We start from the raw sequence: 11,959 nt of genomic DNA on the forward strand, positions 1-11,959 counted from the left end.
TTTTTTGTGAGATGAATCGTATGTTTAGAATGATTGGTTTAGCGGTTTGCGGTGGCGTTTTTTGCGTTTCACTGCATGGGCAAGAGTTGAATCCGGTTCCGTATGGGCAACTGCGGGTTTCCGGGGAGTTGGAAACCCGGTCGCTCCGGAATTTTGATCGATTGGAATCGGATATTTATACCCCTGACAATGTGTTTCCCGTTGCCCATGAAGGCGTGTCGGCCGGATGGCCGGGTGATTACGAGGGGCGCATTATCCTCGGATTGACGCTGCAGGCCCAGGCCACGCACCGCGAGCCGAAGTATCTTGCCGAACTGATCGACCGCATTGACACCCGCGTCAATGCAAAAGGCTACCTTGGGCCGATTATGCAGGATTCCATCCTCGAACAGCAATTGTCTGGCCATGGGTGGTTATTGCGGGGCCTGTGCGAATACTATGCGTGGAAACAAGACGATCGGGTAAAGCAACACATCAAGAACATCATCACCAATTTGGCACTGCCCACCAAGGGGTATCACGCCAAATATCCGATAGATCCCGACGAGCGGCTCCATGACGTGGGCGAGGCTTCAGGTACCACCCAAAATGCCATCGGCAACTGGCTGCTCTCGTCCGATATTGGCTGCGATTTCATTTTCATGGATGGCGTTATCCATGCCTATACCCTGTTTCCCGACCCTGAACTGAAGGGGTTGATCGATGAAATGGTGGCACGCTTCTTACAGATGGATTTGGTACGTATCAAGGCACAAACCCATGCCACCCTGACTGCAATCCGCGGATTGCTGCGTTACTACGAGGTGACGAAAGACGACAAGCTGCTGAAGGCTGCGGCAAACCGGTACGCGCTTTACCGAGACGAGGCGATGACGGAAACCTACGCCAATTTTAACTGGTTCGGCAGGCCTGAATGGACCGAGCCGTGCGCCATTGTGGATGCGTTTATGGTGGCCACCCAACTGTGGCAAGATAGCGGGGACCCCCACTACCTCCAGGATGCCCACCTGATTTATTACAACGCGATGACGCATGCGCAACGTGCCAACGGCGGGTTCGGGCTGGACAATTGCCCGGGTCCGGAAGACGATGTCTTATCGGTGCATACCGATGAAGCGTATTGGTGCTGCACCATGCGGGGCGGTGAAGGCTTGGCGGCCGCCATCCAGTATACTTATTTCACCGGTGGAAAAAACCGGGTCTATTTGCCGTTCTTCAACACCAGTGAAGTGTCGGTCCCCCGGTCGGGCGGGGAAACCACATTGCTGCAACGAAGCCAATACCCGTATAAGGGCCATATCGAACTAGAGGTGCTGGCTACCCAAGGGAATAACAACGCGACGAGGCTACATCTGTTTGCTCCGGAATGGGCGGAAGATCCCGCCATCACGGTGAATGGCAGCCCGGTTTCGTACGGAAAGAAAGCCGGGTTTCTCGTGGTCAGGTCAAAACTGAAGCAGGGTGATAAGATCCAATATACGTTTAGCATGCAGCCGCGCTTGCAGCCGTTATCAAACACCACCATCGACAGGCCGGGAGATCGTAAAATCAGCTATGGCCCACTGGTGTTAGGCCACCCGGGGTCGGAAAAGCGCGTGTTGAGCGAAGCAACCCCGATCAACCGGCTTGGGAAGGATAAGTGGCAGGTCGGCGAAAGCGATCCGTATTCATTAACCCCTATTTTCCATACGCTGGACCCTGCGGTACGCGAGGGGGCGACGTATCACAAACAAGTTATCTTTGAAGTAAAAGATCATTGAAGCCGTCGCCGCACCACTGAAGCTGCGCCCTACTTGCCGCCATTGGCGCGGTAGTGAGTGGTTTTTTTGCCTTTCCCAGGCTTACGCCGTTTAGATACCGGTTGGAAGCTCACCGGCGAAAATTCCCGGTGGGCTCCCGGCATGATAATATTCCTAAATGAATGGATAACCTATCCATTGGAACTTACGGCTGAATTCCCGCTCTTTGTAACAGTTTATAAACCAAATATGACCCGATAAGCCGCGTATGACAAAACTGTAAAAGGATTTACTAGTTTAGTAAAGATTTAACGATATCCATACCATGAAGAGACCACATGCCATTGCCGTTGCCCGGATGTACGTTTTACTGCTTGTAGTTGCTTGCGTAAGCCCAGCGGCCAGGGCCCAGGACAAGGCCGGCCCGATAGCCCCGGGATTAACGCTCTGGTACGACAAGCCCTCGGGCGAAACCTGGGAAAATGCGCTGCCGGTAGGGAACGGCTGGCTGGGGGCCATGGTGTATGGCAACGTGCCGCAGGAGACGCTGCAGCTCAATGAGCATACGATATGGAGCGGCAGCCCGAATCGAAACGATACGGCTGTTCCCCGAGATTCGCTGGCCGCGATACGCCAGCTGATTTTCGAGGGCCGGGCTAAGGAGGCAGAGGATATGGCCAACCGGCTAATGTTTCATAAAAAGTCTTCGGGGCAGATGTTCCAACCGGCAGGTAACCTGAATCTGGTATTCGACGGGCATGACGACTATACCAACTACTACCGCGAACTGGATCTGGAAACCGCTGTTGCGAAGACCACGTATACGGTTGGTGGGGTGGAATATACCCGGCAGGTGATTGCCTCATTGCCCGACCGGGTGATTGCGGTGCACCTGACGGCTAGCAGGCCATCGGCCATTTCGTTTGTGGCCTCCTATACAGCTCCGCATGAGACGGATGTGGTCACGGCGGAAGGGGCCCAACTTCGTTTTGCGGGTACCACCAGCGATCATGAAGGCGTAAAAGGAATGGTGCGGTACCAGGGAATCATCAGCGTGGTACCCCGAGGGGGAACACTCATAACGGAGGATAACCAATTGACCGTCACCGCAGCCGACGCGGTGACCATCTACATTGCCATTGGGACGAACTTCAATAATTACCGCGATATCTCCGGTGATGCGGCCGAACGGGCAACCGGCTACCTGCAGCGTGCGCTGAAGAAAGATTTTGCCAGCCTGTTGGACGACCATACCGAGGCGTACCAACGGTACTTCAACCGGGTAACGATAGACCTGGGGACCAGCGATGCGGCGAATCATCCGACGGATGTGCGGTTGGCGAATTTCAGGAATACCCACGACCCGCAATTTGCGGCGCTTTACTTTCAGTTTGGAAGGTACCTGCTCATTTCTTCATCCCAGCCCGGCGGCCAGCCGGCAAACCTGCAAGGGATTTGGAACCACCGCTTGAAACCGGCTTGGGATAGTAAGTATACCATCAACATCAATGCGGAGATGAACTACTGGCCGGCGGAGCGGACCAACCTGGCCGAACTGCACGAGCCTTTTCTGCGGATGGTGACTGAAATGGCCGAAACCGGGTCGGAAACCGCGAAAACGATGTATGGTGCCCGGGGGTGGATGGCGCACCACAATACGGATATCTGGCGGGCCACCGGGCCGGTAGATGGCGCCTTTTGGGGCATCTGGAATGGTGGCGGTGCGTGGACGAGCCAACACCTGTGGGAACACTACCTATACAGCGGCGATCGGGAATTCCTAGCCGAGGCCTATCCGGTGCTGAAAGGCGCGGCGGAATTCTACGTGGACTTCCTGGTTGCGGATCCGGCCAACGGTTGGTTGGTGGTAAACCCCGGCACCTCGCCCGAAAATGCTCCTCAGGGAACGGACGGGTCATCATTGGCTGCCGGTGCAACGATGGATAACCAATTGGTATTTGATGCGTTCGCTACGGTGATCCGCGCAGCGGAACTGCTGGGTAAAGATGCCTTGTTTGCCGATACGCTTAAACGACTCCGTGACCGCCTGCCGCCGATGCATATCGGGCAGTATGGCCAGTTGCAGGAGTGGCTGGAAGACCTTGATAGCCCGGATGACAAACACCGGCACATTTCCCACCTGTATGGACTGTTTCCTTCCAACCAGATTTCGGCTTACCGGACACCGGAGCTTTTCAAGGCGGCAGCAACGACACTGATGCACCGGGGTGATGTATCGACGGGCTGGAGCATGGGTTGGAAAGTGAACTGGTGGGCGCGGATGCAGGATGGCAACCACGCGTTTAAACTGATCCAGGATCAATTGACACCCGTGGCCGGCAATCGCGGAGGCGGAACGTACAATAACCTATTCGATGCACATCCGCCATTCCAGATTGATGGCAATTTTGGCTGTACCTCGGGTATCGCGGAGATGCTGATGCAAAGTGCAGACGGGGCGGTACACTTGCTTCCGGCGTTGCCGGATGCGTGGCCATCCGGCTCGATTACGGGGCTCCGTGCATGGGGTGGCTTTGAGATCGCGGAGCTGGTTTGGAAAGACGGCATTGTAGAACGTGTGGTCGTCACCTCGAAAATCGGCGGCAATCTGCGGTTGAGGTCTCCCAACCTGTTGGCGGACGGAGAGGGTGGCCAGCTGCAGGAGGCGAAGGGGGCAAATCCGAATCCTTTCTACGCCGTGGCTCCGACCCCCGATCCGGTCATCAGCCCGGATGCGAAACTGACGGCCGTTGAATTACCAGCGGTATTTATGTATGATGTGCCTACCCAAGCGGGTGAAACGTATGTATTCACGTGGCGTAAATAGGCACAACGCTTGTAATAGGGTAACTAAGATGAAGAACGCAGTATTCCGTATGTTGGTATTGGCGGCGTTGGTAGCCGCCAATGCATCAGTGGTCAAATCACAGCAGGATTTGCCGCTATTTAAACGATTCACGTACAAAGGTGACGACCAGATCTATAAAGACAATCCGCTGGCGGCAGACGAATTTTATTCGCCCATACTGCAGGGGTGTTATCCCGATCCGAGTATCACCCGGAAAGGCGATGACTATTACCTGGTATGCTCATCGTTTGCGTTCTTCCCGGGCGTGCCAATCTTCCATTCCAATGATCTGGTGAATTGGACCCAGATTGGCCATGTATTGGACCGGACCTCGCAGCTGCGTGTTGAGACCGCAGGCATGGCCATGGGTATTTTCGCTCCAGACATCCTGTACAACCCGCATAATGAAACCTTTTACATGATCACCACGCAGTTTGCGGGCGGGTTCGGCAACATCGTGGTCAAAACGAAAGACCCAAGGCAAGGATGGAGCGATCCGATTAAACTCGCATTTGATGGGATTGACCCGGCGCTCTTCTTCGACGATGATGGCAAAGCTTACGTGGTGCACAACGACGCGCCGGATAAAGGGAAGGAGCTTTACGAAGGCCATCGGGTGATCAAAATTTGGGAATATGATGTGGAAAAGGACCAGGTCATTGCGGGCACGGATCAGCTCATCGTGGATGGCGGCGTAGCTATCACGAAGAAGCCCATATGGATTGAAGCGCCGCATATCTACAAACGGAATGGCAAGTACTACCTGATGTGTGCGGAAGGCGGTACGGCCGAAAACCATAGCGAGGTCATCTTCAGCAGCGACCATCCGAAAGGGCCTTATATACCCGCCGCTGAAAATCCGATTCTTTCGCAACGGCACCTTCCGGATGACCGGCCCAACAAGGTTGCTTGGGCAGGACATGCGGATTTGGTAGAAGGCCCTGATGGAAAACATTATGGTGTTTTTCTCGCGATCCGGCCCAATGGAAAAGGGCGGGTCAATACGGGCCGGGAAACGTTTATCCTGCCGGTCGATTGGAGCGGCGAGTTTCCGGTCTTTGAAGGCGGATTGGAACCGATCCAGCCGAAGCTGAAAATGCCCAAAGGGGTAAAGAACCTGACGGGAAAACGGGGATTCATGCCCAACGGGAATTTCGTTTTTGAAGATCGTTTCAGCGGCAACATGTTGGATTACCGCTGGATTGGACTGCGCGGTCCGCGGGAGGAGTTTGCGGTAGTGACAGCGGACGGCTTAACAATCAATCCGTTTGCAACCACCATCAATGAGGTGAAGCCGATATCTGCACTGTTTTATCGACAGCAGCATGCTGATTTTACGGCTTCCGTCACGTTGGCTTATACCCCGGCTTCGGAGAACGACCTGGCAGGGATCGTCTGCTTGCAGAAAGAGACTTATCATTACCTATTCGGCATAACCCGGAAAGGTGCCGATCATTACCTGGTGCTGCAACGCACGGAGAATGGCGAGTCGACGATCGTTGCCCGTTCCAAAATAGATGCCAATGTGCCTGTGCAGCTACAGGTGACGGCCCAAGATGACGACTATCAGTTTAACTATGCCCAAGGAAAGGGTGCTTTTAAGAACCTTGGCGGCGCGTTATCGGGCGATATTCTTTCGACCGATGTGGCCGGAGGATTTACGGGGGCGCTGATCGGGCTATACGCGACGTCGGCAAACGATGTGCAACTTTAGAACAGTCAATACGATACATAAGGACATGGGAATGCGAATTTACTTATCAATGGCAGCCATATTTATAATGCCTTTTTTCCTGCTAGCCACGGAAAAACCGGTGAAGGTGCTTTTGATCGATGGCTTCAGCAACCATAACTGGCAACTGAATAACGCGTTGATCATGATCCGGGCGCTTTACTGGTTAGCGACAAAAAAAGATGACTTGCCGGTGCCGGTAGACTTTCCTACGGAAAACACCATATCCTTACGGCCTGATTTTAAATGAACACACAAACTCGACTCCGGCAACTATTTCTCTACATGGGATTAACGCTTTTCTGCCATGGCGGTTTAGTTGCTGAGCTGTACAGCCAGCGCGGCAGGGGCGTTTCATTGAAAGAAGCATTCAAGGGGGATTTCTTGATTGGAACGGCTGTGAATGCCCGGCAGCTCGACCCGGAAAATGAGGCCGAATCGCAATTGATCAAGGAGCATTTCAATACCGCTACTCCGGAAAACCTGATGAAAGCGCACGTATTGCAACCACGTTGGGGCCATTTTAATTTTGAGCAGGCGGATAGGTTTATTGCCTTTGCTTCCAGCAACCAGTTGAAGGTAAACGGGCATACGCTTATCTGGCATAGCCAATTGCCCGGATTTATGCGCCATATGGAAGATGCAGATTCAATTCGGCAATATGTTGTTGAACACATCCGTACGGTTGCCGGCCGATATGATGGCAAAGTAGACTCATGGGATGTCGTGAATGAGGCGCTCGACGAAGACGGTACGCTTCGAAATTCGATCTTCCTCAGGGCGCTCGGCGAAGACTACATCGTAGAAGCATTCCGGCTGGCGCAGCAGGCAGCGCCAAACACCAAGCTGTACTACAACGACTACAATATCGAGCAACCCAGAAAAAGAGCTGGGGCTATTGCCTTGATCAAGAAAATACAGGCGGCTGGAGTCCGCATCGACGGGGTGGGCATACAGGGGCATTGGCATGTCGGAAGCGTTCCCATGGAATACATTGAACAATCCATACGCGAATTTGCCGCACTCGGTGTCGACGTGATGTTTACCGAACTTGATTTGAGCGTGCTTCCGAATCCCTGGAATGGAAATTCGGCCGAGCTCAGTCAGACCGAAAGGTATAGCAAGCATCTTAATCCGTATCCGGATGGATTGCCAGACAGCATAGAACAAGCTCAGGCCCGGGCGTATGAAACGCTTTTCCGTCTTTTCCTGAAATACCGCGACCAGGTTGGCCGGGTTACGTTCTGGGGCGTGCACGACGGCCAGTCATGGCTGAACAATTGGCCGATACGCGGCCGTACCAATTATCCGTTATTGTTTGATCGACGCATGATGCCGAAATCGGCCTTCCATCAGATTATCGCTACGAAGTATAATCACTGACATCCTTCAGCGCTTCATGGCCTACTTTTTGAATAGCCGTTGAGCGACCATGTATAGGTCGTTTTTCCAGACCTCGAAATCATGGCCGCCAGGTTCCACGTAAAAGGTATGCGGAATATCGTTTGCCTCCAGGTATTCATGGGTTCGCTGGGAGATAGGCATCAAACGATCTTGGTCGCCGCAGGATATCCACAGCAGTTGGAGCTTTGTTTTCGCATCGTTGAGGTTAGGGATGAGCTGCTCGGGCATACGGGTATTGGGAGCGGAGGAAAAACCGCCTACCCAGGCAAAATGGTCGATATGGCCCAAACCGAAATTAAGCGCTTGCCCACCACCCATCGATAAACCAAACAGCGCCCGATTTTGCCTGTCTTTTTTAACTGGGAATTGGCGTTCCACGTAAGGGATCAAATCGTTCAGCAGGTCTTTTTCGAAAGTGGCAAAAGCTTCGACCTTGTCTTTGGCCATGATATCACCGGTGGCACGGTCATCTTTCATCGCGCGGCCATTGGGCATCACGACAACCATTTCTGCTGCCCCGCCCTGGGCATAGAGGTTATCGAGGATAAGGTGCGGTACCCCGTTGTCAAACCACTCCTTTTCGTCACCGCCGATACCATGCAGGAGGTATAACACGGGATATGACTTCGTTGTCGTATAGCCCGGTGGGGTATAGATCAACGCCTTCCGGTCCGTACCTACGGTCGTTGAGAAATATTGGATGGTATCGATGCGTCCGCGTTGGATGTTTTCGGTTAATTGATCAAATCCCGCAGGGGCCATCTCTGTTTGTGCGTGCGCCAGCATACAGGCCGCAATTGCACTGCAAATCATTACTGCTTGTTTCATCATCTTTGTTTATTTTGTTAGTATACATCATTTGTTTTCCAATGATACGGGCCGAGATTACGATTCGCTGAAATCGGCCACCGCTTTAATAATACCGCTTGAAGGCTTGAGCAGGTCCGCGAACGATTCGGGTAGCTCGGTGTATGGGATCCGGTGCGTGATAAACATGTCGGGTCGGATCGTGCCACCCCGCAACAGGCGGATTGCCTGGTCAAAATCTTCGGTGAGCGCGTTGCGGCTGCTCAGCAGGGTGCCTTCACGCTTGTGGAACTCGGGGTGTGAAAAAGCAATATTCGCTTGCTGCAAGCCAATCAGTACATACCGGCCGCCATGTGCCAGGTAATCGAATCCATTGGTAATGGCGAGTTGGCTTCCGGTGCAATCGATAACCACGCTGGCCATATCGCCCTGCGTTTGGTGCCGCAATTGTTGGTAAATAGCTACATCGCTAGCGTCTATGGTCACCACCTGGTCTGACAGCGCCTCGCAGTGGCGTAGGCGGTAGACGTTGGTGTCCATGATGATAACCTGGGCCCCGGCAGCCTGCGCCAGTAACATGGTGCTGATGCCAATAGGGCCGGCACCCATGACCAAAACGCATTCGCCGGGTTGGATGGCGGCACGTCGAACTCCGTGGGCAGCGATGGCCAGCGGCTCTACCAAAGAGAGGCCGTCGACACTGAGTCCGTCTCCATTCAGGAGTGCGCTAACCGGTAGCGACACGCGCGCACGCATGCCGCCATCGATATGGACGCCATAGACCTTCATATCCACGCAACAGTTGGTTTTGCCTTGTCGACAGGCTATGCAGCTGCCGCAATGGAAATAGGGCTTTACGGTGACCAGTTGGCCTACCTCGAAGCCATATCCCGGCAGCACATGCAACACTTCTGCGGCGAGTTCGTGACCGAGGATGCGGGGGTAGTTGAAATAGGGCTGTACGCCCTTGAATGCATGGAGGTCGGTGCCGCAAATACCAACTTGACGGATCTTTAGCACTGCGTCGGTAGGATGGGGGCGTGGTTCATCCGTTTGGATGAGCTGGAGTACGCCCGGTGTGTGGCAAATGATGGTGTCCATATCAGGGTGTAAAAATAGGCGATTGCATGCATTCCTCGTTGCCGATGCATTGCCAGATGATTAAGAAATATTATCTTAGTTTTTGTGCTTTGATTCAAAAGTCTGATAATTGCTTTTACAATGGAGATACGCGCAAAACCACTCTTTGTTCAACGGCCGGTTGAAGCGTCATTCAGCGTGCGGCAGGATGGGGTGCGCAACACCAACAGTTGGTGGCACTTCCACAGTGAAATTGAATTGATTGGTTTTCATCGGGGCACGGGCCTGCAGTTTGTTGGCGACAGCATCAGCCGGTTTGAAGCGGGGGATGTGGTGATGGTGGGGTCAAACCTTCCCCATTGCTGGCGGTACGACGAAACAGCCGAAAGCAACGCAACAGTCGAGCCGTATTCCACGGCGATTCACTTCCAGCCGGGGTTGCTGGGCGAGGTTTTCATGCGGCTGCCCGAATCCGGTGGGCTGGTCCAGCTGATCGACCAGAGCGCACGCGGACTGCTGCTGCGCGGTGCCGGTGCCCGGCGTGTTGCCGATGAACTGACGGTCGTACGCCAAGCATCAGGGATGCACCGGATCATTGCGCTGTTGCATTGCCTTGCTACCTTTTTGGAAGTGCAGGCCGAAGCTCAACCGTTGTCATCGGTGGGCTTCGACTATCGGATAGACCGAATGGACGAAGAGCGGATCAACAAAATCTACGGGTATAGCTTCGCACATTTAGGCCAGCCTATCACGCTGGAAGACGTGGCGGACCTGGTGGGGTTGAGCCGGACATCGTTTTGCCGGTTTTTTAAGCGGCGAACAGGTAAAACCTATGTGCAGTTCCTCACCGAAATCCGGATCGGTTATGTGTGCAGGCAGTTGGTTGATAAACCACAGCGGCCGGTTAAAGAACTGTGCTATGCAAGTGGTTTCCGTAACTTTGCATCGTTTCATGAGTCATTCCGGCAGCTGACGGGGATGAGCCCCAAAGCGTATCGATCGCAAGCGCAGCAGATAACCCCGAGAAACTTCCACCGATAACGATTACGTCAACCGATGGATTACCAGCACCCATCGTTGTAATGATTTGACTTCAGTTTTGCGACAGACTACAACGTATCATTCATCAGGGTGTCATTCATCATCGTGTCGTTAGCCGGTGGTGGTGCTGGCTCCATGTACGTGGTGTCGGTGTCTTGTTGTTGGTTGTTACCTGTGTTGCTGCATGCTGCGAGAAACGCGGCCGCGCCCAAAACAGCGAAAAATAGTTTAATCGTCTTCATTTGCATAAATTTTAGTTATCAATGGGTACAACAGCCGGGGCCGCATTTAGTTTGTTACTTTTTTCTACGCAGGTAACCCGAGCCCGCCATCAAATCGTGATACGGCCCCCTGTGGCCGGTATGGTAGCCCCTGAAATGTAGCTGCTTTCTTCTGAAGCCAGGAACACAAACGCCGGCGCAATCTCCGCAGGCTGTCCGGGCCGGCCCATTGGCGTGTTCTCGCCAAAAGTAGCCGCATCATGCCATTTCGTTGAGGTAATCAACGGCGTCCATACCGGCCCTGGGGCTACGGCGTTTACACGGATGCCTTTTTTCTGTTGCAGTAGGATCTGGCTGAGGTTTGCCGTAAAATTCTCCACGGCCGCTTTGGTGGCTGCGTATGGAAGCAAATCATCCGAAGGATTAAACGTGTTTACCGAAGTCGTATTGATGATGCAGCTACCAGGCTTCATGTGAGGTTCGGCGGCTTTGCACAGGTAAAAGATACTATGCACATTCACGGCGAACGTGTGGGTCCACTCGTCGGAAGGGATATCCTGCAACGATTTCCGTGCCATATGAAATGCGGCATTATTGACCAGGATATCGATACGGCCGAATGCCTGTACCGCTTTCGCTACGATGGATTGGCAGTGCGCCTCACTCGTGATGTCTCCTTTGATCAGGATGCACGTACGGCCGGCTTCTTCCACATGTCTTGCGGTATCCTGTGCGTCTTCGTCTTCCAGATCATCCAGATAGCTAAGTACCATGTCGGCCCCCTCGCGTGCGAAGGCGATGGCTACCGCTTTTCCAATACCGGAATCACCGCCGGTTAAGATTACTTTTCGGTCAGCCAGCTTTCCGGTGCCTTTGTAGCTTTTTTCGCCATGGTCGGCCAGCGGCTTCATCAACGCCTCTTTTCCCGGGTAGTCCTGTTTTTGTTCAGGAAAGGGGGGCATCGGATACTTGGTGTCCGGTTGTTGGGGATTTTGCGGATGCGTCTTTTTTTCCATAACTGAATGATGTAAAAATATACAGATAACTAGCCAACAATTCCAAGTATCGAAAGTTTCCCGTATCTGAA

General features: G+C 53.3%; 10 protein-coding genes. 6 read left to right on the forward strand and 4 right to left on the reverse strand.

Annotated elements, in window-relative coordinates; all coding sequences use genetic code 11:
• Nucleotides 1-11: 11 nt before the first annotated feature.
• From IEV98_RS11775 to IEV98_RS11795, 5 genes are all read left to right on the forward strand, one after another.
• Nucleotides 12-1,760, forward strand: a complete 1,749-nt coding sequence (locus tag IEV98_RS11775; protein WP_188506022.1) for a beta-L-arabinofuranosidase domain-containing protein — start codon at nucleotides 12-14, stop codon at nucleotides 1,758-1,760.
• Nucleotides 1,761-2,064: 304 nt separating this feature from the next.
• Nucleotides 2,065-4,566 carry a glycosyl hydrolase family 95 catalytic domain-containing protein gene (locus IEV98_RS11780; protein ID WP_229738699.1) on the forward strand — a complete coding sequence of 834 codons (2,502 nt, stop codon included), beginning with the start codon at nucleotides 2,065-2,067 and terminating at the stop codon, nucleotides 4,564-4,566.
• A 28-nt stretch (nucleotides 4,567-4,594) separates the two neighbouring features.
• Entirely contained in the window at nucleotides 4,595-6,301 is a 1,707-nt protein-coding gene (locus IEV98_RS11785; RefSeq protein WP_188506023.1) for a glycoside hydrolase family 43 protein, read from the forward strand.
• Nucleotides 6,302-6,350: 49 nt separating this feature from the next.
• Nucleotides 6,351-6,569: a hypothetical protein gene (locus IEV98_RS11790; protein ID WP_188506024.1), complete on the forward strand. Its 219-nt coding sequence runs from the start codon at nucleotides 6,351-6,353 to the stop codon at nucleotides 6,567-6,569.
• On the forward strand, nucleotides 6,566-7,702 hold the full coding sequence (locus tag IEV98_RS11795) for an endo-1,4-beta-xylanase (protein ID WP_229738700.1): 1,137 nt from the start codon (nucleotides 6,566-6,568) through the stop codon (nucleotides 7,700-7,702). Before IEV98_RS11790 ends, IEV98_RS11795 begins: the two co-directional genes overlap by 4 nt.
• 21 nt (nucleotides 7,703-7,723) lie before the next feature.
• Here IEV98_RS11795 and IEV98_RS11800 read toward each other — a convergent pair whose 3' ends face one another.
• A complete protein-coding gene (locus IEV98_RS11800; RefSeq protein WP_229738701.1) occupies nucleotides 7,724-8,554 on the reverse strand; it encodes an alpha/beta hydrolase in 831 nt (276 codons plus the stop codon).
• Between the two features lie 54 nt (nucleotides 8,555-8,608).
• Nucleotides 8,609-9,631: a zinc-binding alcohol dehydrogenase family protein gene (locus tag IEV98_RS11805; protein WP_188506025.1), complete on the reverse strand. Its 1,023-nt coding sequence runs from the start codon at nucleotides 9,629-9,631 to the stop codon at nucleotides 8,609-8,611.
• A gap of 120 nt (nucleotides 9,632-9,751) precedes the next feature.
• Here IEV98_RS11805 and IEV98_RS11810 point away from each other — a divergent pair, with 120 nt between their 5' ends.
• Nucleotides 9,752-10,651 carry an AraC family transcriptional regulator gene (locus IEV98_RS11810; RefSeq protein WP_188506026.1) on the forward strand — a complete coding sequence of 300 codons (900 nt, stop codon included), beginning with the start codon at nucleotides 9,752-9,754 and terminating at the stop codon, nucleotides 10,649-10,651.
• A gap of 68 nt (nucleotides 10,652-10,719) precedes the next feature.
• On the opposite strand, the gene IEV98_RS11815 is transcribed toward IEV98_RS11810, so the two are convergent.
• Nucleotides 10,720-10,893 (reverse strand): hypothetical protein, encoded by a 174-nt coding sequence (locus tag IEV98_RS11815; protein ID WP_188506027.1) that lies wholly within the window; start codon nucleotides 10,891-10,893, stop codon nucleotides 10,720-10,722.
• 89 nt (nucleotides 10,894-10,982) lie between these two features.
• Nucleotides 10,983-11,888, reverse strand: a complete 906-nt coding sequence (locus tag IEV98_RS11820) for an SDR family oxidoreductase (RefSeq protein WP_188506028.1) — start codon at nucleotides 11,886-11,888, stop codon at nucleotides 10,983-10,985.
• Nucleotides 11,889-11,959: the final 71 nt, after the last annotated feature.

The organism is Parapedobacter pyrenivorans, assembly GCF_014636865.1.
Classification (GTDB): domain Bacteria; phylum Bacteroidota; class Bacteroidia; order Sphingobacteriales; family Sphingobacteriaceae; genus Parapedobacter; species Parapedobacter pyrenivorans.

Excerpts from the sequence above, each read along its gene's own strand:
- IEV98_RS11775 (WP_188506022.1), top strand. The coding sequence starts at position 12 with ATGAATCGTATGTTTAGAATGATTGGTTTAGCGGTTTGCGGTGGCGTT.
- IEV98_RS11780 (WP_229738699.1), top strand. The coding sequence starts at position 2,065 with ATGAAGAGACCACATGCCATTGCCGTTGCCCGGATGTACGTTTTACTG.
- IEV98_RS11785 (WP_188506023.1), top strand. The coding sequence starts at position 4,595 with ATGAAGAACGCAGTATTCCGTATGTTGGTATTGGCGGCGTTGGTAGCC.
- IEV98_RS11790 (WP_188506024.1), top strand. The coding sequence starts at position 6,351 with ATGGCAGCCATATTTATAATGCCTTTTTTCCTGCTAGCCACGGAAAAA.
- IEV98_RS11795 (WP_229738700.1), top strand. The coding sequence starts at position 6,566 with ATGAACACACAAACTCGACTCCGGCAACTATTTCTCTACATGGGATTA.
- IEV98_RS11800 (WP_229738701.1), bottom strand. The coding sequence starts at position 8,554 with ATGATGAAACAAGCAGTAATGATTTGCAGTGCAATTGCGGCCTGTATG.
- IEV98_RS11805 (WP_188506025.1), bottom strand. The coding sequence starts at position 9,631 with ATGGACACCATCATTTGCCACACACCGGGCGTACTCCAGCTCATCCAA.
- IEV98_RS11810 (WP_188506026.1), top strand. The coding sequence starts at position 9,752 with ATGGAGATACGCGCAAAACCACTCTTTGTTCAACGGCCGGTTGAAGCG.
- IEV98_RS11815 (WP_188506027.1), bottom strand. The coding sequence starts at position 10,893 with ATGAAGACGATTAAACTATTTTTCGCTGTTTTGGGCGCGGCCGCGTTT.
- IEV98_RS11820 (WP_188506028.1), bottom strand. The coding sequence starts at position 11,888 with ATGGAAAAAAAGACGCATCCGCAAAATCCCCAACAACCGGACACCAAG.